This is a genomic window from Rhizobium sp. ZX09, assembly GCF_017357485.1.
Lineage (GTDB): Bacteria > Pseudomonadota > Alphaproteobacteria > Rhizobiales > Rhizobiaceae > Agrobacterium > Agrobacterium pusense.
In genome coordinates this window covers 1,808,669-1,834,205 of sequence record NZ_CP031364.1, presented here as the reverse complement: position 1 = coordinate 1,834,205, position 25,537 = coordinate 1,808,669, and the positions used below count along the sequence as shown (strand labels likewise).

Sequence of the window (25,537 nt, the reverse complement as noted above, 5' to 3'; positions counted from 1 at the left end):
TTCGATGAGACGGCAAACCGCCGTCCTAATAGGCCGCGATATCAGGCCAGCGTATTTCGATGCCCTGACGGGTCAGCTGCGTCTGGAAGGCTTCCAGGCGGTCATCGTCTTCCTGCACCTGATGTGGCGTGAGGCCATTTTCCAGGCAGTGCGCCGCAAGCATCCCGGCCACTTCGCCGATGTTCCATTCGACCGGATGCAGGCGGTAGCAACCATTGGTAATATGCGTCGTGCCGATGTTCTTGCCGGCCGGGATCAGGTTTCTCACCCGCTGCGGGATCAGCGCACCGAGCGGTATTTCAAACGGGCAGGATGGCACGTCGATATAGTTGTCGCCGCCGGTGGATGGATGCAGGTCGATGCGGTACATGCCTATACCGATGCTGTCGCGATAGCGGACCGCGCCTCTTTCGCCGCGAACCGTATAGGAAAGATCCTGCTCGACGATGCGCGTCACCGGCTTGATACGGCGGCTTTCGCGAATGTAGGGCGCCATGGCAAGCCCATGGTCGGTGCCGGTGATATCGCCGCGCAGCCGAAGCCCGCGGAACCCCTGCCCGCCATCAAGGCGCGGTGCTTCCGTCTGCAGCCAGTAAAAGACCGAATAGGAAAGATCTGCCGCCGCCTTGAGGTGGCGCGCCTTTTCTTCCTCGGTCACATCGATGATCGTGCCATCCATGTAATCGATCATCGGCCAATTCACGAGGCAGATATCCGATTGGTAGAACCCGGGCGCAAAGTTCTTCCGTGCCGCGATGCGCCGGAAAATCCAGAGATTCTCATCACCGCCGCCCTTTCGCTGGTCGGCATCGACCAGCAGCGGGTTATCATCGGGATTTGGCGTGAAGGAGCGGGTGGTATGCTCCAGCGTGCGCGGATGGGGCGCGGTGAAGCCGAGGAGCGGACCGCCCCAGAAATGCGGCTGGTAAGAGCGCCAATAGTCGTAGTTCTCAGGCTTGTCGATCGTCTGGTCGCCATCGACATGGTCAATGGCAAAGCAGATTGAGACAGCCTGCACATTGTCCGGTTGAGCGTGCTCTGGCGCGCTCGGTTCCCCCGTGTCCGACTGCGCCTCAAAACCCTTGGCATATTCCGTGCCGGTCATCGGCAGCAGATCGCCAAGTTCGGTGGCGTCGAGTACGTAATCGGCGGATATGACGATTTCAGCGCCGCCGTCGCGATGGCGGAGGGTCACGGAGCGAACCAAGTCGCCGTCCACATCGGCCGCGACGGGACGCCAGGGCTTGAGTATCGTCAGACGACCTGCGCCAATATAGGGCATCAGCATGCTTTCCATGACCGCGAGGCTGACACGCGGCTCGGCGCAGATGCGGCTCACCCATCCGCCGCCCGGATTAAGGTCACCCCACGCGCGCGCGCCTTCCGTCAGCGGATAATGGTCTCGATAATATTGCCGCACACCGTTGCGCAGCGCCCGGTAGGACCGGGTGATGCCGAACTGTTCAACCCATGTATGCTCGTCCGAGGGAACGGCCTGACTGGTCAATTGGCCGCCGATCCAGTCGTATTCTTCGGTCATGATCACGCGTTTGCCCGCTCGTGCGGCCGCCAGTGCCGCCGCTACGCCGCCGAGGCCGCCACCGACCACGAGAATATCTGCTTTCATGTCTTTCACGACGTCACATCCGTTTTGTTGACTGAGGACTTGTTTGCCGAGCCGGTCGGGGCCGGCCCCAACGTCTCTCCCTTGACGGGTTCACATTTGAGAAGGATTTGCCCACCGGCGCTGCCGGTCTCGATGCGGTTGACCAGCATGGCGGTTGCCTGCCGCCCCATCTCCTCGCGCGGAATTTCATAGGAGGTGAAGCGCACGGGGCTGCGAGCGGCCCTGATATGGCTGCCAAGCACGATCATCGAAAATGCGTCGGGTACGACAAGTCCCCTCGCCCGCGCCAGCGCCTCGACGCGCACGGCATCGGCCAATTCTATGAAGAAGGCGACTGTGGCCCCGCTCTCAATGATGGCATCGAGTATTTTCTCAGCCGGCCGGTTGACCGCCTTGATATGCAGGGCAATTGTGGCCGCATCTGCGAGCGCCGCGCTGAAACCTTGCCAGCGATCGGCAATCGATTCTGCCGGACCATGAGGTCCGATATAGGCGAGCCTAGTGTGTCCCAGCGCGATGGCGTCTTCGACGAGCTGACGCGTTCCCGCGGCGTAGTCACCGCCGACATAGGGAACCGGACCACCGGCATCTTCACGCCGGCCGATCGCGACGAAGGGATAGTCTTCCGAAACCAGCCGGGCGAGTTCCTTGCGATCGAACTCGCGGCCGAGAACCAGACAGCCGTCCGCAATCCGAAGCCTGTTGCCTTCCGAGAAAATCTTGCGGTTATCGCCGACACCGGCGCTCGTCAGCAGCAGAAGATCATAAGCCTGCTGCTGCGCCTCTTCTTCGATACCCAGCAGAAAGGGCGTGAAGAAGTCAGCCTGGGCGCTCGGGAATGCTGGCTCATAGGTGAAAACGCCGAGGATCCGGTTCAGCCCCTTGGCCATGCGCCGCGCAATCGGATCGGCAACATAACCGGTCTGGCGAATGACGGCCTGCACTCTTTCCCGGGTTTCGTCCGGGATGCGCGCGACCGCTGCCGGCGCGCCGTTCAGAACAAGAGACACCGTTGCCTGGCTGACACCGGCAAGCTTGGCGATATCGTTCTGCGTGAGACGTCTGTGACTGGACACGCCATGCCCTCCTCCGGCATCCATCCACTGCTAATACGTATTATCAGCTAATGCGTATTAGCACTATCTCCGCGTTGGGAGTCAAGCGATAAAGTGCATTCGCTGAAAGGGTCGCAGATTATCGCAAGCCTGCGCTGCAATGGCAAAACGCGGCAGAAACGGCAATGTCAGCTGTAAAAAACAGCGGTCGGCCCGGATTTACGGATTCGAGGATGCTTTTTCGCCCGCAAGCTTCTGCTCAAGCAACCAAGTCCACATCGCCTCGTCGTTCAGCACCTTTCCCTCGACCGCCTGATGGTCAGTGTCCTCAAGCACATTGAGCCGAACATTGCGCTTCAGCTCCTTAAGACGTTGCACGAGCACCACTGTATCGGACAGCGGGATCACCTCGTCATCTGCACCATGAAAGGCCCAGAAAGCCGCCTTCTCGTTCGTTCGATTGAGGTAGTGCCGAATGCCGCCGCCGGCAATCGGAACCACCGCGGCGAAAGTTTGAGGAAACTGTTCTGCCATGGACCATGCGCCGAACCCTCCCCGGCTATAGCCGATCAGATAGATGCGCTCCCGGTCGACCCGATGGTTGGCCACCACCGCCTCAAGAACGCTTGCGACACGCTCGATCGGATAAAGTAGTTCCTCGCTCGGATTTTGGGGTGAAAACACCAGGAAGGGAAACTCACGTCCGTCCTCTATCATTTTCGGCAAGCCGCTCGACCGTAGCTTTTCGACGTCGCTGCCGCCCTGATCGCCGCCATGCAGCCAGACGACAAGAGGATAGGTCTTGTTCGAGCCGGCGTAATCCTTGGGCGTATAAAGCAGGTAGTTGAGGTCAGAAGCGATGGTGACATCGGATTTCATCGCTTTCTGTTCGGCCTGTGCAAATGTCGAGGCAGTGATTGCAGCCAGAGCGATCAGGCAGAATTTAAGTCGTCTCATGATTTTTTCCTCCCAGTGAATAAGCCTCTTCGGGGGTAATGACCGTTAAATCCGATCGGGTTCAACGCTCCCGGAAAAAGCAGGAAAAGCGCCTCGGAAAACATGAAATATCTCATTATTTCAGACCAATGAGACAACTGCCTCATCTGATTTCCGGCGATGCGACGACAGCATATCCGCTTCCGCTCCTGAGGCAACATTCGCGGAAGAGACTTCGGAAATCGAGCTGTCAGGTGATAGCGCCAACCGGACTTGCGCAGCAAGGCTTTTGCGTTCAGCATTTGTTCTGGCTTGCTGTTTGAGTCTTTGCTAATCATTGCGGCACGAAGGCGACATGGCGGCGCAGGCTCAGTCGCCGCCGTTTTCGGGCAGGCAACTTCGCCTAGAACAGATATCGAGGATTAGTGCAGGATGGCGGTTGCCTATCTGGAAAAACTGAACGAGCAGCAACGCAAGGCCGTGGAACATGGGGTTGGACTGGTGGACGGACATGTCGCCGGTCCGCTTTTGATCATCGCCGGCGCCGGTTCGGGCAAGACCAATACGCTGGCTCACCGTGTTGCGCATCTGATCGTGAATGGCGCCGATCCCCACCGTATCCTGCTAATGACGTTCTCACGGCGCGCAGCCTCCGAGATGGCGCGCCGTGTCGAACGGATATGCAAGCAGGTCCTCGGGGCAAATTCGGCAATCATGACAGATGCATTGGCGTGGTCCGGCACGTTTCACGGCATTGGTGCACGGCTGTTGCGCATCTACGCCGAGCAGATCGGCCTCAACATCGATTTCACCATCCACGACCGCGAAGACAGCGCCGACCTGATGAACCTTTCCCGGCACGAGCTGGGTTTTTCCAAAACTGAAAGCCGCTTTCCGACAAAGGGCACCTGTCTTGCGATCTATTCGCGCGTCGTAAATTCCCAGACACCACTCAAGGACATCTTGCGCCAGCATTATCCCTGGGTTGCCAACTGGGAAAGCGAACTCAAGGAATTGTTCACGGCCTATGTCGAGGCCAAGCAGGTCCAGAACGTGCTCGATTACGACGATCTTCTGCTCTACTGGGCCCAGATGGTCAGCGACCCCGTTCTGGCCAACGATATAGGCAACCGCTTCGACCATGTGATGGTCGATGAATATCAGGATACCAACCGGCTGCAGGCTTCGGTGCTGATGGCGCTGAAGCCCGGTGGCCGCGGCTTGACCGTGGTGGGCGACGACGCGCAGTCTATTTATTCTTTCCGGGCGGCGACCGTGCGAAACATCCTCGATTTTCCGGCTTCCTTCAGCCCGGCGGCCGATATCATCACGCTGGATCGCAACTATCGCTCAACGCAGCCAATCCTTGCGGCTGCCAACGGGGTCATCGATCTCGCGCGCGAGCGCTTCACCAAAAACCTCTGGACCGAACGGGTATCGCTTGAGCGCCCACGGCTCGTAACAGTGAAGGATGAAACCGAGCAGGCGAACTTCATCATCGACCAGATCCTCGCCAATCGCGAGATCGGCATGACGCTGAAACAGCAGGCCGTGCTGTTCCGCACCTCCAACCATAGCGGCCCGCTCGAGGTGGAACTGACCCGCCGCAACATCCCCTTTGTCAAATTCGGCGGCCTGAAATTCCTGGACAGCGCCCATGTGAAGGACATGTTGGCCGTGCTGCGCTTCGCGCAAAACCCGCGTGACCGCGTCGCCGGTTTCCGGCTGCTGCAGATGCTGCCCGGCATTGGACCGAAGAAAGCTGGCACTATTCTCGATGCGATTGCGACAGACCCCGAGCCGCTGCTTGCCCTCGCCGAAATTCCGCCGCCGCCGAAGACCGGCGATGACTGGACAGCCTTCACACAAATGCTTTTGGGCCTGCGGCAGGCGCCGAATGACTGGCCGGGCCAGATCGGGCAGGCGCGGCTGTGGTACGAACCGCATCTGGAACGCCTGCATGAGGATGCGGACACCCGCAAGGCCGATCTGCTGCAGCTAGAGCAGATCGCTGGAGGCTACCCTTCACGCGAACGCTTCCTGACCGAACTGACACTCGACCCGCCGGACGCCACCAGCGATCAGGCCGGCGTGCCGCTGCTTGACGAGGATTATCTCAGCCTCTCCACCATCCATTCCGCCAAAGGCCAGGAGTGGCGCTCCGTCTTCATCCTCAATGTGGTCGACGGCTGCATCCCCTCCGACCTCGGCGTCGGCACCACCCAGGAACTGGAGGAGGAACGCCGGCTTCTCTATGTCGCCATGACCCGCGCCAAGGACAGCCTGTCGCTGATCACGCCCCAACGCTTCTTCACCGGCGGGCAGAGTCAGCAGGGTGACCGGCATGTTTACGCCGCCAGAACCCGCTTCATACCGGCGACATTGCTGCAGTTTTTTGAGACGATGACCTGGCCACTGGTTTCAGCCGCCGCTTCGGAACGCAGCGCGCAGCAGATCCGGATCGATGTGGGTGCGCGGATGAGGGCCATGTGGAAATAGGAGTGGGTTTTTCCGGCAATATTTACCTCCACGCAGCACCGATAGACGAGACGGCTATTGAGCAAGTATCCGCTTCCTCTCGGCCGTCGGCCTTGATAGCACCCTTGGGACGCTGAAACAGCTGACGAAGCCTAGGAGCGTTCATGCCGCATCCGCGGATCTAGCTTCGGCGAACTTCTGCTGACAGCAGATCACTCGCTGTACGTGAAACACACGCCACGACCCAACAGGCTGTCTTCGTGTTGTTTGTCGGAGATTCCGTCGCTCTTGTGGGGGCGATCAATAAAGCGTTATTGACTGTCCCTGCCGATAAAGCCATATCACCTTGAGAGGCTGACCAGACAGGATCCGCATAGTGCAACTAGAAGCATTCACGATACCAGGCTTGAAAAAGATAACCCCGGCTCGTTTCGGCGACAACAGGGGTTACTTCAGCGAGGTTTTCAAGAGGGATTGGTTTCGCGACAATGTGGCTGATGTGAAGTTTGTGCAGGATAATGAATCCCTGTCCGCACAGGCCGGGACCGTACGAGGACTTCATTTTCAGACAGAGCCTTTTGCACAGGGCAAGCTCGTTCGCTGTATTCGTGGGCGGCTGCTGGATGTTGCGGTGGATATCAGGACAGGATCCCCCACCTTCGGGCAATGGGCTGCTGTCGAGCTCTCACCCGAAAATGGCGAGCAGCTGTGGATTCCGGCGGGATTTGCCCACGGTTTTATGACGCTCGTTGACGACACGGTCATCTCATACAAGGTGACCGCTCAATACAGCGCAGCCAATGACCGCGGCGTAAAATGGGACGACCCCGCCATCGGCATAAAATGGCCTGAACTGGACGGCGTTGTCCTTTCAGATAAAGACGCAAAGCAACCGCTTCTGTCCGATCTGACTGAATATTTCACTTACGAAAAAACTGGAAACTGATGATGCGCGTTCTAGTGACCGGCGGCGCCGGATTTATTGGCTCCGCCCTTGTACGCTACTTGGTGAGCGAGATTGGCGCCGATGTTCTCACCGTTGATAAGCTGACATATGCGGGCAACCTCGCGTCACTGAAGCCGATCGAGAATGCGCCAAATCACCGCTTCCTTCAGGCCGACATCTGTGACCGGATAGCGATAAACGACGCATTTGCGACATTCGAGCCGGATTACGTGATGCATCTGGCAGCCGAGAGCCACGTCGATCGCTCCATCACAGGCGCCGCTGATTTCATTCAGACCAACATCAACGGCACCTTCACGATGCTGGAGTCGGCGCGGCAATATTGGAGCACTCTTGAGGGCGATGCCAAGGCGAATTTCCGGATGCTGCACGTGTCGACAGACGAGGTGTACGGCTCACTCGGCGAGCACGGTCTTTTTGAAGAAACAACGCCTTACGATCCTTCATCGCCCTACTCTGCCTCAAAAGCCGCAAGCGACCATCTGGCGACCGCCTGGCAGCGGACATATGGCCTTCCGGTCGTCATTTCCAACTGCTCCAACAATTACGGCCCGTTCCACTTCCCGGAAAAGCTCATTCCCCTGATCATTCTGAACGCGCTGGAGGGCAAGCCGCTGCCGGTCTACGGCAACGGCGCGAACATCCGCGACTGGCTTTACGTGGAGGACCACGCCCGCGCACTCTGGCTCATCGTTCAAAAGGGTCTTGTCGGCGAGAAGTACAATGTTGGCGGCAGAAACGAGCAGAAGAATATCGACGTCGTAAACTGCATCTGCTCCATTCTGGATGAGCTCCGCCCGCAATCGAAACCCCATGCGCAGCTTATCAAATACGTCACCGACCGCCCCGGTCACGATGCACGTTACGCCATCGACGCGACGAAGCTCGAAACGGAGCTCGGCTGGAAGGCGCAGGAAAATTTTGCGACCGGCATTCGCAAGACCGTACAATGGTATCTCGACAATGCCTGGTGGTGGCAGCCCTTGCGCGAAGGCGTGTACTCCGGAGAGCGCCTCGGCGTTCTGACGAAAGGCTGATTCAATGCGTCTTGCGGTGACCGGCAAAAGTGGACAGGTCGTGAGCGCCCTACAGGCGCTGGCGAGTAACGAGTTGGAGATCGTCTCTCTGGGGCGACCGGAACTCGACCTTTCACACCCTGAAACTGTCTCGAAGGCCCTAAGAGATGCAAAACCCGATGTTGTGATATCGGCAGCGGCCTATACCGCGGTCGACAAGGCGGAAAGCGAGCCGGAGATCGCTTTTGCCGTCAACCGGGATGGCGCAAAGGAGGTCGCGCAGGCGGCAAAAGAACTTTGCGTACCCGTTATTCATCTTTCCACAGATTATGTTTTTGACGGCACCAAGGCCACGGCTTACATGGAAAGTGATCCGACAGGCCCCTCCTCCGTCTACGGCCGCTCGAAGCTTGAAGGCGAACGAGCCGTTGCGGAGGCTACCGACAATTACGTGGTTCTGCGGACCGCATGGGTCTATTCGGAATATGGCAACAACTTCGTGAAGACCATGCTCCGGCTGAGCGAGAACCGCGACGAGATCAATGTGGTTGCGGACCAGTTCGGATGCCCTACCTCGGCCAACGATATCGCTGCCGCGGTCGTAACAATCGCAAGAAAGCTCGTGGAAGATTCGTCGTCCCGTCTTCGTGGCGTTTTTCATCTTTCCGGAACCGGCGAAACGAACTGGGCGAATTTTGCGAAACAGATATTCGTATTCGCTGAAGAACACGGCGGGAAGTCGATGATCGTCAACGACATCACCACTGCACAATACCCAACCCCGGCCCGGCGTCCGGCAAACTCTCGGCTTGATTGCAGCAAGCTGGAAGAAGTTTATGAAATAAGACTCCCGGACTGGCAAAAATCAACGCGCGCGGTCGTTTCCGCCTTGGCGCACATTAAAGAGGAACAGCCATGAAGGGCATTATTCTGGCAGGCGGCAGCGGCACGCGCCTGCATCCCATGACGCTGGCAGTCTCGAAACAGATTCTGCCGGTCTATGACAAGCCGATGATCTATTATCCGTTGACCACGCTGATGCTGGCCGGCATTCGCGAGATTCTCATTATCTCGACGCCCCACGATATGCCGCTTTTTCAGTCTCTTCTGGGCGATGGCTCGAAATGGGGTCTTTCCATTGAATATGCGGTTCAACCCAGCCCGGATGGGCTGGCGCAGGCCTATATGATCGGCGCGGGCTTCGTGGCGGGTTCGCCATCCTGCCTTATTCTGGGTGACAACATCTATTATGGCCACGGATTGCCGGAGCTTCTGCAGGCTGGTACGAGCGTCAACGATGGAGCGACGGTTTTCGCCTATCATGTGAACGATCCCGAGCGTTATGGCGTCGTCGATTTCGATGACGAAATGCGTGCACTTTCTATCGAGGAAAAACCGCTACAGCCGAAGTCGAATTGGGCTGTTACCGGGCTTTATTTTTACGACGCGGATGTGGTGGATATAGCAGCCAATCTCAAACCTTCGGCGCGCGGCGAATACGAGATTACGGACGTAAATCGGATTTATCTGGAGCGTGGTAAGCTGAAAGTGTCAATCATGGGTCGGGGTTACGCTTGGCTCGATACCGGCACTCCCGACAGTCTTCTCGAGGCAGGTGAATTTGTGCGGACGCTGGAAAAGCGACAAGGCTTCAAGATTGCGTGCCCGGAAGAGATAGCCTTTACAAAGGGCTTCATTACTAGTTCCGAGTTCTCAGTACTCGCAGAAAATGCCGGCAAGGGTGATTATGGCATATACCTTAGAAGACTTGCCTCCTCTTAAGTTTGTGGAATACTCTTTCGAATCGATTTAAGCGAACTATGCTACTCTTTCTGTTACAGAAGCCAATCAAAATCCACGTAGGGAGCGCGGATGGTGCGCCAAACTTCTGGGGTCAAAATGGCTAGTTTGTCGCTCTCGGACGTAACGGTTGTCTCTGTTTGCTACAAGAGCGATGAGCTGATAGCGGATATGATCTCAACCATCCCTGAAGCAACACCAATAGTTCTCGTTGACAACGGGAAAACGAACAGTTTTGCGAACCTACCCGCAGATAGAAACATCAGGATCGTTCAGTTGGGGGACAATCTGGGCTTCGGCCGCGGATGCAATGCGGGCGCGGCCGAAGCCCATACACCGTGGATATTGTTTTTGAACCCCGATGCCCGGTTGAAAGCTGGCGCGATTGAGGCTTTTCTGGAAGCTGTCGACCGTCACCCGACTGGCGTCGCATTTAATCCGCGGATATCCAACGCGGACGGGAGTGAATATTTCAAACGGCGGTCTTGGTTATTGCCGCGCAGCCGCTACATGAACAAGGGCTGGCCAGCGGCAGATACGGCCGTTTCTGTTTTAAGCGGCGCTGCATTTTTTGTTTCAAAGCGAAAATTCGATGCTGTGGAAGGTTTTGATCCAGACATCTTTCTCTATCATGAGGATGATGACCTGTCATTGCGCCTTGCAAAACTAGGGCAACTTATATTTGTGCGCGATGCCCTCGTTTCCCACGCTGCCGGACACTCTTCGGGGCGATCCCCAGAAGTCGCCCGGCTCAAGGCGTTTCATATGGCGCAATCAAGAATTTATACCGGTATAAAGCATCAGCGGCCGTTTCCGAGATTTTCGACGTTTGCGGAAGCCTTGGCTTTGATCATGTCCCCCAGCGTCCTGTTCTCAGCCCGCCGGCGCGGCAAGGCCATCGGATTTATTGAAGGTACAATTAAATCTATTAGGCCACCAATCGTGAAGCGAACGATCATCTGATTTCTATGGCGACTTCTGCTCTCTTAACCAAGACCAGACACCGGCAATCCCTTCTCTCAAGCCAGTCTTTGGCTCCCAGTCAAAATCCATCTTTGCCCGTTCTATGTCCAGAACGGATATTGGAACGTCGAGGCTTCGGTGAGGCTTGTAGATGACTGGAATAACATCACCCGTAACTTCCTGCACGATTTCAACAATATCTATGACAGAAGTTCCGGTTCCGCTACCCCCATTATAGACGCCGACCCTGTCGCTGAGTAGCGCCTTGGTACACAAGCTGCTAAGATCCTTTACATGAATATAGTCGCGAATCGTGGAGCCGTCCCCCCATATCTCGATAGGCTGCTGTTTCAGGGCGAGGTTGAGATATGTGGCAATTATGCCTTGGACGCCTAGGTTACCCTGATAAAATCCGTAAGGATTAGAGGCACGAACCACGACGGGCCGCAAACCGGACTTGATTTCATAAAGCTTAAGATAGGACTCTATCGCGACCTTCACCACTCCGTACGAACATATTGGATCCAGTATATGTCCCTCGGGTATTGGGACCTCCCGCGGCTTACCGTAGACAGTTCCGCCCGACGATAGATAGAGAATGCGTGTGACATCACATGCTGCCATGTCCTCCAATAGGCTCAGGGTCCCGAGAAGATTAAGTTCAACATCCCTGCCTGGATTCTTATCACCCGTGGCCGGCACCGTCGCGCTGATGAGATGCGCGACGGCGTCTACATCCATCAAAAGCTCGCGCATCAGTTGGCTGTCAGCCAGTTCTCCGGAAACGTATTGTACACCTGCAGGCAGCGGTCGATTGGGCATACGGCTTCTTCCCAGTACTTTCACCTCATGTCCCGAAGCCACCAAATCTTCGACTAAATGATAGCCGATGAACCCTCCACCGCCGAGAACTAGTATATTCATAAAATCCCTATCACCTTACCGCGACCTAAGTCGCCTCTCTGCGAGCACGGAACGATAATGGTCGATGTATTCACCCGCAAGCACATCGATATCATACGTCGCTCCGAGGATTTCCGCTTTCTCTCTAAAGCCCTCACGGATATCCTTTTCCAAGATTTCTTCCATCGCGCTACTCAGTTCATGAACAAATCGGTCATTGTCGCTGTCATTTGCAATTATTATTCCCGCTTGTTGGCCATCGATCTGTGACATTGTCTTGATCTCACCAACATTAGTAGCAACGCAAGGGACACCGACTTGAAGCGCCTGTATTAAGCAAAGCGGATAGGATTCTCCAGGAAAGCGCGTCGGTATCAGGGCTACGTCGCTGATACGGTAAAGACCATATATTTCTTTGACGAAACCAAGGAAGTGAATTGTCGAGTCCATCGTTGCCAGGCGCTTGGCTTCGTCCGCGGCTGGCCCTTCGCCCACCATCAGCATCGCCATCGGGACGTCGGGTCGCCGCTCTCGTAATAAACGATATGCCCTGACGGCCTCCACCCAGCCTTTGCCTTCAACCCCCCGTGCAACAAGCGAAAATACGACAGCGTCTTTTGCTACGTTCAGCTGAGTCCGGGTTTTAGGAAACGCCACTTCATCAATAGGCATCGCATTTTTTACTTTTACGAATTTTTTTTCGTCGATCTTTAGATTGTCGAACGGCCTTAGGTTTCGATCCGCAGTGTAGGCGAATTTATCAATTCTCTTGCTCCAGCGAGCGATTTTGCTCGTTGCAACATCCATCGCCTCATAGGAGCCATGCAGCGTCGAAATAAAGGGGGCAGAAATGCCGTTCCCGTCGAGTAAGAAGCGCTCGACATTGGCAACATGCGAATGGACGACAGAAATTCCCGCATTCTTGATGAAATTATCTATGCCCATATCGCGAACCGCATTGGCCGTATAGATAGGGATGCTAGGATCGAGCATGTGCCGAACGTCCTTGTGGTCGTCCGCGTCGTGCATCTGAAGAATAGAGACTATAATGCCCTTGCGACGAAGCGCATTAGCGAGGTGAATAGGGAATATTTCTCCACCACCGAAAGAAAATCCCAAAATGCCAACCAAAACATGAATATGTTCACGCGTGACCATGCTGAGGTTTACGTAATTCACAAGTTTTTCGAACTCTTCTGTCCTTATCCCAGCACCTCTGGATATGCTACGGCATACATCAATAAAGCGTTTAAGAGTGTCGTCCGGTACATCCCATCGTTTCTTCAAAGACGTCATAAAACGCGCATACTCTGTGTAGTATTCTGGTTTGGATTGAGCGCTCCTACCGGAAGTATTGCTCCCATGAATACGGAAATAGCTTACGGCACTGGGCTCATACGCGATTTGTCCGCCCCCCGCGATAATCGAGTAAAGATACCAGTCTCCCATGATTTTAAAACTTCTGGCTTCTTCCCATACTTGATCCGAAATTTCAAAACGCCTCCACAGGCTTCCTCCGACGTTAGCAATCACATTTTTGACACCAAAGCCGCCGCGAAACCATTCAGCCGCGGGGCGAGTCACGCGCCCATCCCATATCCCTGGCTCACTATCTTCACGATAGTGATCAAGACCCGCAAAATATTCCCCCTGGCTATTCGCAAATTGAATCCGCCCGAACGCCATCATCACACTTGGGTCACGAAATACGTTGACCATTCTTTCGATGAAAGTCGGCTCGCAAAAGTCGTCGCTTTCGCAAATCCAGACCAAATCGCCCTTCGCAAGCGAATGGCCTTTCTGCCATTGACGAAACACATTTCCAGAATTCTCGGTATTATAGACAGCGCTGATGCGCTCAGGAAAGCGCTTAACATACGATTCGATCACCGAGCGACTTTCGTCACCGGAGCAATCGTCCAGCACAAGAATATCGACGAGGGGATATGTCTGCACCAGAATACTGTCCAGACGCTGAGCAAGATACCGCGCGTGGTTGAAGTTTGGCACGATCGCGGTCACTCTCACTCCGCGCTGCGCTCCGATATTGGAGCGGCTCGCTGCGATGAATTTATTTGAGGCAATCCTCTGGTAATAGTCGAGGCAAAACTGATCGATTTTGCGCGACAGCAGCATCGGGTCGCGCTTTTCGGCGGACTTCAAAAACCTGTTGCGTCTGCGAGTGCTGAAAACGCTCATCCCAGATAAGGTGTACAATAGACGCGCATAAATCAAACGCTTCAAAAACTTCGTTAGAGAAGCCTTGCTCATCCAGTTGTTGCGCTGAAGCGCATCTACTTTACCGGAAATATGGTCGATGTCCTTCAAGAGGGTTTCGGCCCATCGAGTCTGCTCCAATTCCAAGCGCTTGAGTACTGGCTCTGATTCCTGAATGTCTTGGGAAAAAACGCCGCTTGTACTTAGATTGCCCAGAGGCTGATCTGATGCAATGCCGATCATATACGTTGGCAAGTCAATACCCGCGGTCGTCGCGCCACTTCCCGAGTTGGTCTCAAAAAACCGCGTGGCCTCATTTTCAGATGCGATGATCGAGCCAAAACCTATCTTCTGGCCATGCATCGACACATGAGCAAAATATTTCCCAAGGAGTTCGCTGAATTCGGATTTAAACAGTTCCTTGACGCTGGAGGAATTAGCCCGCCCCGTCGCGACTGTGTGGGCGTATTCCTCCCGCGTCGAAATAATCAATATTCCATCGGTTCGGAGGACACGCTTGATCTCATGCATAAATTGATCGTGGGACTCGATATGTTCTAGCTTTTCAAAACATATAACTACATCCACCGACGCCGACGGTAAGGGAATCGCTGAATAAGACCCAACCCTGAGGGAAATATTTCCAGCTTTGTAATTTAAATGCGCGTGACTTATCGTTTCGTCAGAAATATTCACACCGACTACGGACCGGGCAGTTTTCTTAAGAAGTGCTGTACCTAACCCTTCACCACCCGTGATATCGAGAACGTCTTTCCCCCTGACCAAATTCTTTGCTAGGTGATACCGGTGCATGTACTCTAGGTCGATATTTCCGCCAGCCGTTTGGAGACAGCGTTCGCCGTTCAAATCAAGATCGTCGGTCATATTTTCCCTCGGCAAAATGCGTAGCGGATTATGCTGTGAGGCGGATACCTTATTCTCTGGCTCAAGTCGAGACAATGATCCCACCGGCAAAAAACCAGTTGCTATGAAGTGACCTCGCCCAAATCTTATCCCGTTTTAAGTTCGCTCCCGCGGCGTTGGGTTGTGACCTGCCACTTAATTTCCATCCGGCTGCAATTAGAGCCTCGGCTGTTTTGATACGCCAATGGCGTGATGAGCGCACCCGGCGGAAACGCGAAGCTTCGACATTTCGCAGCGTTGGAGCCGGTTGCGGCGATGATCCCGGCATAATCCGCCGGTCTGGTATCGGAGCGATGAGTGCGGCCGAAAATGTTTATAATCGTCGGCCCACTCGCAATGGCGCTACGGGCATGATCAAGACCAAAAAAAATAGGCTCTCGTTTACCAACTCGTCGCGCATGTAGCCGTTGAAACTCTCGAAATAACCGTTTTGCATCGGTCTTCCCGTCACGATCATGGTAGCCATTCGGTGAAGGCCGCAGATATCGAACCAAGCCAGATTTTTATGGCCAGCTATTCACGCGGCAACTTGTCCGCCACGATCCTAAACTCCTCGGCGGTTAAACCTGTCAGCGTCGGCATTTCCCAATCGAAGAATCTATGATCACGAATGGCATAATCAATTAGCCGTCGAGTGGCATACAGCTCTCCCAGGGATAATTCGGCATGAGGGACGACCTCAGCAACTTTGTTTGCAATGGCATTGACTAATGATCCGGGTGTTGTCGACACGATCACGATGTGGCCGTCAGTTTCGAGCTGGAGGAGCGCCTCGCGCACGGCGTTTCTCAGGTCGGTATCACCCATTTATGCTGTCTATCTGGTTTTCCAAATCCTTCACTCTTTGTAGGTGAGCCTTCGGGAACTGTCGGTGTAACGCTAGCCGACATGCTGCATCTGAGCGAGCAATTTTTACGATTGGCTTGGTATGGTGCTTGTGCACTCGTCAGCTAGCGCCGCCGGTTAGGCAGCTTGGCCTCTTGGAGACTTCTGCTGCTGCCAACCAGCGGGCATTCGCCTTGGCTTCGAAGAGGATCGGCACACGCGTGCCAACAGCACGACGCCTGGCTTTGCGGTTGCGCACGGAAGACCTTCCTCGCGATAGAGCCGGTAGATGCGATTGACACCGGACGGCTCTCCATCTCGCCGAAGCAGGACGAAAAATCGACGATAGCCGAACTGGCGGCGCTCATTGGCCAGATCGCGCATCTTCGCTCGCAACTCACCTCCCGGCGGTCGAGAGGATCGATAGCGGATCGTCTTGCGGTCGGCACATATGATCTGGCAGCCCCGCCGTTCCGTAAGCCCGTAATGACCTCCAGATGCTCGACGGCTCCACACTTGGCGGCAGGCCCTACCATTTTTTTGAAAAAAGCTCGCTGAGTGCGGCCGTAACCAGAAACTGTTCGGCGAGCAGCTTCTTCAGCGTAACCGGTGTCGCATCCGCACCTTAACCGCCGCGTCCTTTGTTTTGTGTTTGGTTCAGACCAAGACATAATTGCAAAACTGGACTGCGTGAGCTACTTAGCGTCATCCACAAGGACCCGGTGAAACTCCGGGTGGCTCTTCTGGCCGCCGATCCGCCAGACAACACAGCAACGCAACCTATTCTGTTTTCGAGGACCGAGTTCGCTCGGCCCGTTGCATCAACTGTGAAAAATCATCAATGCGAACTTTTTCAAACTACCGTCAGGAGTGGTTCTCCAACATCCGTGGCGACGTGCTTTCGGGTATCGTCGTCGCTCTCGCGCTTATCCCGGAAGCGATAGGCTTCTCCGTAATCGCGGGCGTCGATCCTAAGGTCGGCCTCTACGCTTCCTTCGCTATCGCGTGCGTGGCGGCCTTTGTGGGCGGGCGACCTGGAATGATCTCTGCTGCAACGGCCGCGACCGCTGTTGTCATGATCTCGCTGGTCAAGGAGCACGGCCTTCAGTATCTGTTCGCCGCCACGATCCTTATGGGTATCATCCAGATCGTCGCGGGATGGCTCAGGCTCGGCCGCGTGATGCGCTTCGTCTCCCGTTCCGTCATCACAGGCTTCGTCAACGCGCTTGCGATCCTGATCTTCATGGCCCAGTTGCCCGAACTCGTTGGGGTCCCGACGCTCACCTACGTGATGATCGCGGGCGGGCTCGCCATCATCTACCTCTTTCCATACGTGACCAAGGCTATTCCATCGCCGCTCGTGGCCATCGTGGTCCTCACGGCCATGGCGTGGTGGTTTGGCATGGACCTACGCACCGTCGGCGACCTCGGCGAACTTCCGTCTTCGATCCCATTCCTGATGCTTCCGCAGGTTCCGTTGACGTGGGAGACGCTGCAGATCATCTTCCCATACTCAGTGACGCTCGCTGCTGTCGGCCTGCTGGAATCGCTGCTTACCGCGCAGATCGTCGACGACATGACGGACACGCCCAGCAACAAGAGCCAGGAATGCGTTGGTCAGGGCGCAGGGAATATCGCCTCGGCGCTGATCGGCGGCATGGGCGGATGCGCCATGATCGGACAGTCGGTCATCAACGTAACATCTGGTGGTCGAGGACGGCTTTCAACGTTCGTGGCGGGTGCTTTCCTGCTATTCCTGATCGTCGTCCTCAACGACCTCGTCCAGATCATCCCCATGGCCGCGCTTGTTGCGGTTATGATTATGGTTTCTATTGGCACTTTCTCCTGGCGGTCGATCCTCGACCTAAGACGCCATCCGCTTCCGTCCTCCGTGGTGATGTTGGCGACGGTCATCACCGTCGTCGCAACGCATGATTTGGCGAAAGGCGTGATCGTTGGCGTCCTGCTGTCAGGCATCTTTTTTGCTGGCAAGGTAGCCCGTCTGTTCAGGGTCACTCGCTTGGAGAATCCCGAAGAAAACAGTGTCACCTATGCAGTGGTGGGGCAGGTCTTCTTTGCGTCGGCGGAAGCCTTTATCCATGCGTTCGACTTCACCGACAAGGGTAAACGGATCATCATCGATCTCACAAAGGCCCACCTCTGGGACATCACTGCAATCGGCGCGTTGGACAAGATCGTGTTGAAGTTCCGCCAAGCGGGCGATGAGGTCGAGGTTCTCGGCTTCAACGAAGCGAGTGCTGATATGATTGATCGCTTCGCGCTGCACGACAAAGATGAGCGGATTGCGGCAAGCGCCTCACTACACTGAACATCGTGGCTGCGTACCTTTGTGCGCAGCCATCTGCCCCGCTACTGTTGCCTGTTGGTCCGCTCGAAGGGCGAATTATTCCAAGGCAAAAGCGCATGTATCTGGCTCTGCTTGTGGCCGTTGACGATGGCAGTGAGTGTGGCGGTCAGATAAGCCAGCGGATCGACGCCATTGAGTTTACAGGTCTCGATCAGCGAGGCGATGGTCGCCCAGTTCTCGGCCCCGGCATCGTGGCCCGCAAAGAGCGCGTTCTTGCGATTGAGGGCAATCGGTCGGATGGTTCGCTCGACGCTGTTGTTGTCAATCTCAATGCGGCCGTCGGTCAGAAAAGGCTTCAGACCATCCCAGTATTTGGCGATGTAGGCCATTGCCTCGCCGAGCGGGGACTTCGTTGCGACTCGGGCGCGGTGATGGACGAGCCACGCCTGCATGTCGGCTACAAGTGGTCCTGATCGTTCCCGCCGACCTGCAAGGCGAGCCTTTGGACCAAGCCCCCGAAGTTCGGCTTCGATGCGATACAGTTCACCGATCCGCTTCACTCCGTCCTCGGCAATCGGTGACGAGCCGTTGCGGGTGATCTCCACCAGCTTGCGCCGCGCGTGGGCCCAACAATAGGCAAGCCTAATGTCCGGGCCGATGTGGTCGGGTCCAATCAGCCTGTTATATCCGGCGTAGCCATCCACCTGCAGGGTGCCTTCGAACCCCTGCAATATCCGTTCGGCATGAATGCCTCCTCGACCGGGCGCATAGGTGAAGGCCACGCCCGGTGGAGCGCCGCCGCCCCATGGACGGTCATCCCGCGCCAGCGCCCAGAAGTATCCGGTCTTGGTTTTGCGAGAACCGGGATCGAGTACCGGGGCGCGGGTCTCGTCCATGAACAGTTTGGTCGAGCGCTTCAGGTCGGCAATCAATGCATCAAAGACGGGACGCAGTTCATAGGCTGCGCGACCGACCCAATCTGCAAGCGTGGAACGGTCGAGATCGATGCCTTGGCGGCTCATGATCTGGGCCTGCCGATAGAGCGGAAGGTGATCGGCATATTTGGGAACCAGTACATGGGCGACTGTCGCTTCCGTCGGCAGGCCTGCCTGGATCAGCCGAGCGAGAGCCGGAGCCTGAACGACGCCGTCGGTGCAGGCACGGCACGCATATTTGGGGCGACGAGTGACGATCACGCGGAACTGTGCCGGGACCACGTCCAGCCGCTCGGAAACATCCTCCCCAATGCAATGCATGCATCCGCCGCAGCCGCAGATCAGGCTTTCCGGATCGATTACTTCTTCGACGCGGGGAAGATGTTTTGGAAGGGAGCCGCGATTGATAGCGCGTGGCTTGGCAAGCCTTTTTGCCGCCGGGGTGTCCGCCTCATCCTCGGCATGGATCACGGCCATCGCCGTTTCCAGGTCTTCCAGTGCCAGATCGAATTGGTCGGGATCGGTCTTCTCGGATTTGCGTCCGAAGGCTGCCTGCTTGAAGGCTGCAACCAGCTTCTCAAGCCGCTCTATCCGCTCGTCCTTTCGAGCGATGTGCTCGTCCTTGCTCGCTATCGCGAAGTCCTTGGCCGCCTCGCGTGCCTGCGCCGCGATCAGCAGCGCCTTCAGGGCGGCGACATCATCGGGAAGGTCGGCGGCATCAAGCATGGCTGGAAACTATCAAATCCGGAGCCGATTTGCCTTCGGAATTTGCGGTGCTGAGTCATCGTGCCGCAGCTATTCGACGGTCTCTGGCGTTCTCGTTTGGACGGCATGAACCCGCCGCCAATCGAGGCCTGCGAATAGCGCTTCGAACTGGGCGTGGGTGAGTGTCATCAGGCCATCCTTTATGCCGGGCCAGGTGAACGTGTGCGCTTCGAGCCTTTTGTAGGCCATGACGATCCCGGACCCATCCCAGTAGATCAGCTTCAGTCGATCTGCTTTGCGCGACCGGAACACGAAGACCGTTCAGGTGAACGGGTTCTTGTGCAGCTCGTTCTTCACCAGCGCCGCCAATCCGTCATGGCCCTTGCGGAAGTCGACCGGCTTCGTAGCTACCATGATCCGCACGCGGTTCGATGGAAAGATCATGTCGCCGCCGCCAAGGCACGCGCGATGGCGGCAATCCGGTCAGCAGATGCGTCTTCCTCAAGGCGGATGGTGACTGGACCGATGACGATCTCGGGACGACTAACCGCTTTAGCCGGCGGTTCCGAAACAGGCTGATCGACTATCACCGCCGCGAACTCTATCGCATCCTCCGGTGCTCGGAGGATCAGCTTGCCCTGCCGCGCCATCGTCCGCCAGGTGGAAAGACTGTTGGCTCGCAATCCATAGCGCTGCGCAACTTCATTTACCGTCGTCCCAGGTCTCAAGCTCTCCGAAACGATCTTTGCCTTGATCTTATCAGGCCAATGTCGATGAGCCTCACGTCCAGGCTTCCTGGTTGTGAGAAACTCCCGTTCATGATCCATGGAATGTCGATCACAGATCAGGCGGCAGCGAGCAACGTGGGGGCAGAACACCGGTTACTCTTCAGCTTGGCGTTCTTATCCTCCAATGATCTACTTTTCCGTAAATCGCTGCTTCTTCATAAGTCCATCCTCAATGGGGCGAACTCTAATCCATTCTGGAGGAAATTCTCAGTGGCAGGTGACAGTCACTACAACGATCATCGATCAGACTCAGGCCTCGGATGGCTGGCACCCGCCGCGTTCGCTCAAGCAATCACCCCGGCACATGATGCGATGCTGAGGAACCAGACTGGCTCCGCAGCTGCTGCACGTACAACAACCCTACGCCGCCGATGCCAACTTGAAACCGGATAAAACCTGAGGACGATGTCAATTCATTAATTCCCGCGATGCACGTCCCGCTCGATAACCTGGATACTGATCGTGAGTCTAAGCTCTGCGATTACATCGCTTAGAACCATCAACCGTTGCTATCGAATTGAACGCGTCGCGTCACTATCTACCTTAGATGCATCTCGCTCAACGATTAGGTTTTCGATCGTGTTCCTCAAGTCCGAAATCGTTTTCTCATAGCCATCAATCATCAGAGCTGCATTGTTCTTCAGCTGATCAACGTGTGCACCCCTTGAGTCTCTATCAATTATCAGGCCTTGCACTGTCTCCTGAAGTTGCTCGATTATAATGTCTTTCTTCGACTTCGGCGACTTGGTGCCCGTCTCATGCTGATGAGATAGGCCCTCCCACCCCGGCATGATTACATCGAGCTGTGGCAGAATAGACTCGTGCACAAACCAGTCGTCGAACAGGGAAATCTCATTGAGGATGCGGTAATACCCGTTCACTTTTAGAAGGTTAAGAACCTGATCGCGCGTCGGCGAGTAGTTATGCTCACAGGCTATTATGTTGAATTTAAATAGTGAAAAGTCGAAGCCTTTTAGAATGGAGAGTTCACTCCCCTCGGTGTCGATCGAAATAAAGTCGATCACTCCCGGCGCACCATGCTGAGTTAGAAGATCCTGAAGATTCACAGTTTCTACTGGATACGTATCTCCAAATTTTCTGGTATTTCGATGCAGGTCAACATCCGAGAACTCAACGATTGTGGAGAGGGCGAAATCCGATTGAACTTCTCTAAACATCAATTGGGAGCCAGTAGTTTCATAGACGCATCTATCATCGATGATCGCACGTGGACGGTTTTCTCGAAGCGCTTCAATCCAGACGCGTGCCGGCTCAGCCAAGATGCCTACCCATCCCAGCTGCTGCTCAAGTAGAAACGTATTGCTCAGATATACGCCATCGGTTGCGCCGAATTCGACAAAATAGCCGTTCTGTTTAAATCGGGAAAGAACCGCCACAAGAATATCTTGCCGCAACTGAGCCTTGGCTTGCGGCAATAGTGCCGCCGCAGCCGGCAGTAAATCATCACTAAAAACCCTGAAAAGTTCTACATCGTCGAAGTCCTCGTGATGTCGATTCCGGTTCAAGCATCGAAGGATTGCCCGGATTTGTGAAATTTCGCTGACGGTGTTCATCGGGACTCCCATAAACCGTTATTCAAAGCGCCCTAACTTGTCATAATGGGTTGGCACAAGGACAGCGTCATGTCATCACAAATCAGATTTTTTCAAGGGCCAGCTATGAATTTCACGATCTTTTTCGTTTGGTAGAATTCCCGGCTGCCAACAGCGGATATTGATGCGGCGCGTAACAATAATGAGGTATGTGTAGGATTCTTCTCCCGAAGCTCGATCATACATCACGAGCTTAACGTTGCTACCGGCTTCCAAATATTCGACCTCAACGCGCTCAGATCCTGAAACTTTTGGCCTGACGCCACCAGCTAGCCGTTCGCGAACTTTTCAATAACCTACCAGCAAAAGCGCCAATCCCGGCGCTCATATATAATTTTAGCATATCTGGTCATTGCGATCTATGATCGTAGAGATACCGCCTGAAAGATACGCAACGGATCAAATCTTCAGCCTTGGTAGGAGAAGTGTACTCTTCATACACCTCTTTGAAGAGGTCATAGACTTCGGTGTCTAGGCCCCTCAACAGTGTCATAACATCAGCCAACAGGCTTTCATCACGATATAAATCGAAGATATCATGTTTCAGGTTGAAGAAGAGTTCGGTGGGCCCAGCTTCGGCCAGCGATGACAGCTGTACCCTGACAATTATATGTTCTGCGTAGCTTTGTGCGATCTTTGTCTGTGCTCGTGCTGTCTGCGAGTGATAACGAAAGTAATTCAGATTTTCGGCGAGATAAGCAATCGATCCATATTGCATCGCCCTACCAACAAAGAGCCAGTCTCCGGCAAGGCGATACTTTTTTATATCCTGATCAAACGCCTCCTGAAACGTGTCTGTCTTCACTAGCAGGCTACTCATATTTGGAACGACCATGCCGCTCGCCTGAAACTCCTTCAGTTCGTGTTTGCCGTTCACGGCAAAGCTACGGCGCCACCTCGTGGGGTGAAACACCGACGGGAAATATCCGTCCGCAGTTGTATCGATAACATTGTTGTGAGCGTCTATGATCAAAGAACCACAATAGGCCATGTTGATATCCGATCGCGCCCTCATGGTTTTTACCAGTTTCGGGACCATCGTGCGGTCGCAGGAATCGTCACTCTCGCAGATCCAGATCAGATCCTCGCTAGTGTTTTTTGCGGCATATTCCCACGCACTAAAAGGGGTTCCGCTATTCTCGTCGTTGCGAATGTATTCAAACTTAAACTCTTCCTGCAGCTTCTTGATAACAGCATCCGAATTGTCGTCGGAGCAGTCGTCAATCACCGTGATTCGAAGCTTGTCATACTCTTGGTCAACGATGCTTCGGATACGCTGTTCTATATAGTTGCCATGCTGGTAGGAGGGGACGACGGCATGAACACTCGGCAGTCCCTTCGCTGAAATTGACGCCGGGATCGCATAGGTTCGTTTAATCTCAGGCCACTTTGATTCCCAGCCGTAGTATTGCTTGCAGATTTCATAAGCGGCTTGACCCATCTGATCTCGACGCTTGCTGTCTCTGAGCAATTCCACAACATAAGCGGCAAACTGGCGAGGATCCTCGCTAACTAAGATCGAGTGACCGTGCTCGTACTTAAGGCCATTGGCAGAAATAGGGGTTGCTACCGTAGGCAAGCCGAGGTGCGCATACTGATTGATCTTCCCTCGAAAGCCAGCTCCCGATAAGGCCGGAGCTATGCCAACGGCGGCATGACCGATCTCGGCCCCAACCCGATCCACCTCACCAACATAGCTAACGCATGATCGTGGTTTTGCGAGAATGTCAGACACGTTCCCGCGACCGACAATGCGGAAATCGTAATCTCCGAATTCTTCGATGATGTGAGGATGCACTTCGTCCAAATACCACTGAAGCGCGTCGCGGTTGGTCTGTGAGCCAAAGTACGCAATGAAGCATACCGCGTTGCCGGAACGGGTCACCGTGTCCGATTCAAGGAACTCGATTGACGAAACGCCTGTTTCAATTGAAGTTATCGTTTTGATCCCAACCGATTCTGCAATACAGTCGGCGTCAATCTGCGACACGCAGACAACCTCGTCAACCAGTCGGCATATCTGCGCCTCAAGCTTAGCATCGGCTTCGGCAAGTTCTGCTTCAGGAATGCTTAATACGCCGCGTTTCAGGCACTCGGTGCGGATGAGGCTCTCCATCGGCGTGAAAATCAGTCGGTCTCCGATCTCACGATACGCCTCGATGGTTTCTGCCGACTGTGGGAACTGAAAATCCACAACATCAAAATAGCGAACAACTCCTGACTTCTCACGATAATGAGCAAGGGAGAAGTTGTAATTCTCGGCATACACGACCCTGTCAACGAGCGCATATACCTCCGCTCCCGCGCCCAGCAACGACTTGTTGGAGCTCACAAAAATCTCGATATAGACTTTACTGTTGCGGCTCTTGATGACTTCAATCATATCCAAAATGCGAAGCCCACCCGCATGCCGAGTGGTCGGCATGTGGGTACTAACGATCAGAATTGAGTGGCACTCGCGGTCTAGCTCACGGTCCACCGCGATGTGGTTTTCCTCGACGACGAGCCCGAGCCTGAGCATGGCCTCCTTTTCGGAGATTGTTGCGGGTGCAGGCTTTGGGTCATCCTCGGGCCCAATGACCATTCCCGCAGCCATCAAAAGCTGAATATTACTTGTTCGTTTGTCAAGAGAGCGCTTGAATCGGTGCTTCGCGCGCGCACTCAACCACGGAAACATCAGGGCCAGCTTCAATGCCCCTATCTGACCACGCTGTTTGAACGTTCGCCGGGCGACCGTGGGGTTGATCCTTCGAGCCTCCAGTTCCGCCTTGCGCCTCGATATAGAGATCAGAAAACGCTCCTTTCTGCGTTTCGACAAAAAGGGAAGAAAACGCGCTATTCTGAGAGACGCGATCAGAGTTCTTAATTTCAAACTTGGGTCGTTGGCGTATTTATTCATCTATATGGGTCGTTTCGATTGAAAAAGGACAGTCGTTTAGGAGCTGGTCCGTTAAACGTGTACCGGTATTATTAATATTTTGGACTGTTAAAAAGAGCAGTATCCACCCTTCCGATTTCCTTGAGCGTCGGCCCCCCCCCCGGTAAACGTGCCCAGTTAGGAATAATTATTAACAACGTGATAAAGTGAACTGGCAGGAGTATTTTGCTCAAATGCCAGATCATCAAGCTATGCTCCGGAAATTGCGATAAACCATCGAGCGCAGATTCATTAATATAGAATCCATCCACATGTCTTCCCTTTCACAGAACACACTACGAACGCTTGATGGATTGTCCGTGCCAAATGTCGCAGGCCCAAGGCTCTGATAGTGACACAACAAATAGATTGACCGTGCGCTAACGGATAGGCGATGTTCAAACAGATCAGGCTCGCCCGAGCGCATTGTACACTTTGTGATCGCTTGCGCGGTCAATCTCGGGGCAGTTTCTTGAAAAAGCGATGCGCGTGTCGCGTCTACACAACGGGCCAGTCGTTTGCCAAAATTTTTTCCGATCATTCAGGGCTCCGGCAAATGT

At 54.8% G+C, this 25,537-nt stretch carries 17 protein-coding genes, 3 pseudogenes and 1 other annotated feature; of the genes and pseudogenes, 7 read left to right on the top strand and 13 right to left on the bottom strand.

Features of this window, described 5'->3' with window-relative positions; genetic code table 11:
• Positions 1-25: 25 nt before the first annotated feature.
• The 3 genes from BTN45_RS23030 to BTN45_RS23020 form a co-directional block, all read right to left on the bottom strand.
• Entirely contained in the window at positions 26-1,627 is a 1,602-nt protein-coding gene (locus BTN45_RS23030) for an FAD-dependent oxidoreductase (RefSeq protein WP_207591737.1), read from the bottom strand.
• A gap of 5 nt (positions 1,628-1,632) precedes the next feature.
• Positions 1,633-2,703 carry a LacI family DNA-binding transcriptional regulator gene (locus BTN45_RS23025; RefSeq protein ID WP_100911468.1) on the bottom strand — a complete coding sequence of 357 codons (1,071 nt, stop codon included), beginning with the start codon at positions 2,701-2,703 and terminating at the stop codon, positions 1,633-1,635.
• A 198-nt stretch (positions 2,704-2,901) separates the two neighbouring features.
• Positions 2,902-3,639 (bottom strand): PHB depolymerase family esterase, encoded by a 738-nt coding sequence (locus tag BTN45_RS23020; protein ID WP_207591292.1) that lies wholly within the window; start codon positions 3,637-3,639, stop codon positions 2,902-2,904.
• Between the two features lie 411 nt (positions 3,640-4,050).
• Here BTN45_RS23020 and BTN45_RS23015 point away from each other — a divergent pair, with 411 nt between their 5' ends.
• The 6 genes from BTN45_RS23015 (at position 4,051) to BTN45_RS22990 (ending at position 10,842) form a co-directional block, all read left to right on the top strand.
• Positions 4,051-6,117 carry an ATP-dependent helicase gene (locus BTN45_RS23015; RefSeq protein ID WP_207591290.1) on the top strand — a complete coding sequence of 689 codons (2,067 nt, stop codon included), beginning with the start codon at positions 4,051-4,053 and terminating at the stop codon, positions 6,115-6,117.
• A 355-nt stretch (positions 6,118-6,472) separates the two neighbouring features.
• Entirely contained in the window at positions 6,473-7,042 is a 570-nt protein-coding gene (gene rfbC / locus BTN45_RS23010; RefSeq protein WP_207591288.1) for a dTDP-4-dehydrorhamnose 3,5-epimerase, read from the top strand.
• A gap of 2 nt (positions 7,043-7,044) precedes the next feature.
• Positions 7,045-8,100, top strand: coding sequence for a dTDP-glucose 4,6-dehydratase (gene rfbB, locus BTN45_RS23005; protein WP_207591286.1), 1,056 nt, complete (start codon positions 7,045-7,047; stop codon positions 8,098-8,100).
• Between the two features lie 4 nt (positions 8,101-8,104).
• Positions 8,105-8,998: a dTDP-4-dehydrorhamnose reductase gene (gene rfbD, locus BTN45_RS23000; protein ID WP_207591285.1), complete on the top strand. Its 894-nt coding sequence runs from the start codon at positions 8,105-8,107 to the stop codon at positions 8,996-8,998.
• On the top strand, positions 8,995-9,861 hold the full coding sequence (gene rfbA / locus BTN45_RS22995) for a glucose-1-phosphate thymidylyltransferase RfbA (protein ID WP_207591284.1): 867 nt from the start codon (positions 8,995-8,997) through the stop codon (positions 9,859-9,861). Before rfbD ends, rfbA begins: the two co-directional genes overlap by 4 nt.
• Before the next feature lie 90 nt (positions 9,862-9,951).
• Entirely contained in the window at positions 9,952-10,842 is an 891-nt protein-coding gene (locus BTN45_RS22990; RefSeq protein ID WP_348649832.1) for a glycosyltransferase family 2 protein, read from the top strand.
• 3 nt (positions 10,843-10,845) lie between these two features.
• Here BTN45_RS22990 and BTN45_RS22985 read toward each other — a convergent pair whose 3' ends face one another.
• The 5 genes and pseudogenes from BTN45_RS22985 to BTN45_RS22965 form a co-directional block, all read right to left on the bottom strand.
• Positions 10,846-11,766: an NAD-dependent epimerase/dehydratase family protein gene (locus tag BTN45_RS22985; protein ID WP_207591282.1), complete on the bottom strand. Its 921-nt coding sequence runs from the start codon at positions 11,764-11,766 to the stop codon at positions 10,846-10,848.
• 15 nt (positions 11,767-11,781) lie between these two features.
• Entirely contained in the window at positions 11,782-14,847 is a 3,066-nt protein-coding gene (locus BTN45_RS22980) for a glycosyltransferase (protein ID WP_207591281.1), read from the bottom strand.
• 184 nt (positions 14,848-15,031) lie between these two features.
• A pseudogene (locus tag BTN45_RS22975) lies at positions 15,032-15,331 on the bottom strand (transposase); the annotation flags it as partial.
• Positions 15,332-15,399: 68 nt separating this feature from the next.
• On the bottom strand, positions 15,400-15,693 hold the full coding sequence (locus tag BTN45_RS22970) for a hypothetical protein (protein WP_207591280.1): 294 nt from the start codon (positions 15,691-15,693) through the stop codon (positions 15,400-15,402).
• A gap of 196 nt (positions 15,694-15,889) precedes the next feature.
• Positions 15,890-16,312, bottom strand: a pseudogene (locus BTN45_RS22965) (IS3 family transposase); the annotation flags it as partial.
• 111 nt (positions 16,313-16,423) lie between these two features.
• Positions 16,424-16,479 (top strand) — a sequence feature (sul1 is cis-regulatory element that is thought to sense ions involved in sulfur or methionine metabolism; They are found in Alphaproteobacteria).
• Between the two features lie 73 nt (positions 16,480-16,552).
• On the opposite strand from BTN45_RS22965, the gene BTN45_RS22960 reads away from it, so the two are divergent.
• On the top strand, positions 16,553-18,040 hold the full coding sequence (locus BTN45_RS22960) for a SulP family inorganic anion transporter (RefSeq protein ID WP_207591279.1): 1,488 nt from the start codon (positions 16,553-16,555) through the stop codon (positions 18,038-18,040).
• Positions 18,041-18,081: 41 nt separating this feature from the next.
• Here the strand turns inward: BTN45_RS22960 and BTN45_RS22955 are convergent, their stop codons facing one another.
• From BTN45_RS22955 to BTN45_RS22935, 5 genes and pseudogenes are all read right to left on the bottom strand, one after another.
• On the bottom strand, positions 18,082-19,680 hold the full coding sequence (locus BTN45_RS22955) for an IS66 family transposase (RefSeq protein WP_207591278.1): 1,599 nt from the start codon (positions 19,678-19,680) through the stop codon (positions 18,082-18,084).
• Positions 19,681-19,749: 69 nt separating this feature from the next.
• Positions 19,750-20,103, bottom strand: a pseudogene (gene tnpB / locus BTN45_RS22950) (IS66 family insertion sequence element accessory protein TnpB).
• A complete protein-coding gene (locus BTN45_RS22945; RefSeq protein ID WP_207591271.1) occupies positions 20,100-20,486 on the bottom strand; it encodes a transposase in 387 nt (128 codons plus the stop codon). Before BTN45_RS22945 ends, tnpB begins: the two are co-directional and overlap by 4 nt.
• 470 nt (positions 20,487-20,956) lie before the next feature.
• Entirely contained in the window at positions 20,957-22,021 is a 1,065-nt protein-coding gene (locus BTN45_RS22940; protein ID WP_207591262.1) for an FkbM family methyltransferase, read from the bottom strand.
• A gap of 388 nt (positions 22,022-22,409) precedes the next feature.
• A complete protein-coding gene (locus BTN45_RS22935; protein WP_207591260.1) occupies positions 22,410-24,959 on the bottom strand; it encodes a glycosyltransferase in 2,550 nt (849 codons plus the stop codon).
• Between the last annotated feature and the right edge of the window lie 578 nt (positions 24,960-25,537).

Excerpts from the sequence above, each read along its gene's own strand:
- BTN45_RS22955 (WP_207591278.1), bottom strand. The coding sequence starts at position 19,680 with ATGCTTGATGCCGCCGACCTTCCCGATGATGTCGCCGCCCTGAAGGCG.
- rfbD (WP_207591285.1), top strand. The coding sequence starts at position 8,105 with ATGCGTCTTGCGGTGACCGGCAAAAGTGGACAGGTCGTGAGCGCCCTA.
- BTN45_RS23020 (WP_207591292.1), bottom strand. The coding sequence starts at position 3,639 with ATGAGACGACTTAAATTCTGCCTGATCGCTCTGGCTGCAATCACTGCC.
- BTN45_RS22970 (WP_207591280.1), bottom strand. The coding sequence starts at position 15,693 with ATGGGTGATACCGACCTGAGAAACGCCGTGCGCGAGGCGCTCCTCCAG.
- BTN45_RS22985 (WP_207591282.1), bottom strand. The coding sequence starts at position 11,766 with ATGAATATACTAGTTCTCGGCGGTGGAGGGTTCATCGGCTATCATTTA.
- BTN45_RS23030 (WP_207591737.1), bottom strand. The coding sequence starts at position 1,627 with ATGAAAGCAGATATTCTCGTGGTCGGTGGCGGCCTCGGCGGCGTAGCG.
- BTN45_RS22960 (WP_207591279.1), top strand. The coding sequence starts at position 16,553 with ATGCGAACTTTTTCAAACTACCGTCAGGAGTGGTTCTCCAACATCCGT.
- BTN45_RS23015 (WP_207591290.1), top strand. The coding sequence starts at position 4,051 with ATGGCGGTTGCCTATCTGGAAAAACTGAACGAGCAGCAACGCAAGGCC.
- BTN45_RS22935 (WP_207591260.1), bottom strand. The coding sequence starts at position 24,959 with ATGAATAAATACGCCAACGACCCAAGTTTGAAATTAAGAACTCTGATC.
- rfbB (WP_207591286.1), top strand. The coding sequence starts at position 7,045 with ATGCGCGTTCTAGTGACCGGCGGCGCCGGATTTATTGGCTCCGCCCTT.
- BTN45_RS22940 (WP_207591262.1), bottom strand. The coding sequence starts at position 22,021 with ATGAACACCGTCAGCGAAATTTCACAAATCCGGGCAATCCTTCGATGC.
- rfbA (WP_207591284.1), top strand. The coding sequence starts at position 8,995 with ATGAAGGGCATTATTCTGGCAGGCGGCAGCGGCACGCGCCTGCATCCC.
- BTN45_RS22990 (WP_348649832.1), top strand. The coding sequence starts at position 9,952 with ATGGTGCGCCAAACTTCTGGGGTCAAAATGGCTAGTTTGTCGCTCTCG.
- BTN45_RS22945 (WP_207591271.1), bottom strand. The coding sequence starts at position 20,486 with ATGGATCATGAACGGGAGTTTCTCACAACCAGGAAGCCTGGACGTGAG.
- BTN45_RS22980 (WP_207591281.1), bottom strand. The coding sequence starts at position 14,847 with ATGACCGACGATCTTGATTTGAACGGCGAACGCTGTCTCCAAACGGCT.